Raw genomic sequence first — 669 nt, forward strand, 5'->3', positions numbered from 1 at the left:
ACATAGAGCTAGCTGGCCTAACTAGCTCTATCTTGCCCCCTAAACGTGTCAAAGAAGCCTTTCGTCACGCTGTTGTACAGAGTTGGCTGGCTTAATTTTGTAATGCAACACATTATTCATTATTACTGGATTTAAGCATTTAGTTTAAGACCTAATGTGACATTGCCTTGGTTCCTTCCTGTGGAATAGGAAACATCTTGTCGTAAACCCAGTTATAAACAAAAGCATAGACTAAGTAGAAAGCCACGAAGCCCAGATCCAGCATTAGAGCCTCCAGCATGCTGATGTTCAGCCACCAAGACATGACGGGAAGCGCAACAATAAGCAATCCCCCCTCAAAACAGAAGGTGTGTAGTACCCTTTGACTCAAATTCTTATGACTATTACCCTGATATTTAATTAGAAAATGGTCAAACACAATGTTATAGATATAATTCCAGACTGTTGCTAACAGCGAGAGGAAAAGCGCTAATAAGCTCATATGGCTTAGTCCAACACCAGTGAACCAGCTTGCCAATGGAGTGGCAATCAGCAGTGCAAAAAATTCAAAGCCCATAGCATGTCGCAGTCGGTCATTTCGGGTACGCATAACTAATATTCTCAATCAGGTTTTATGGAAGTGAAGCCAATGTACCTCTATTTACTGATACGAACATGTTAGTATCTATC

The 669-nt window shown here is 41.1% G+C and carries 1 protein-coding gene; it reads right to left on the bottom strand.

Annotated features, from left to right (window positions below; genetic code table 11):
- Positions 1–151: 151 nt before the first annotated feature.
- A complete protein-coding gene (locus tag KV201_RS22390; protein WP_011711703.1) occupies positions 152–589 on the bottom strand; it encodes a PACE efflux transporter in 438 nt (145 codons plus the stop codon).
- Positions 590–669 lie beyond the last annotated feature (80 nt).

It is taken from the genome of Shewanella sp. SR1, from assembly GCF_020447145.1.
Taxonomy (GTDB): domain Bacteria; phylum Pseudomonadota; class Gammaproteobacteria; order Enterobacterales; family Shewanellaceae; genus Shewanella; species Shewanella baltica.

What these genes read in the sequence shown, in the direction of transcription:
- KV201_RS22390 (WP_011711703.1), bottom strand. Translation starts at nt 589, where the DNA reads ATGCGTACCCGAAATGACCGACTGCGACATGCTATGGGCTTTGAATTT.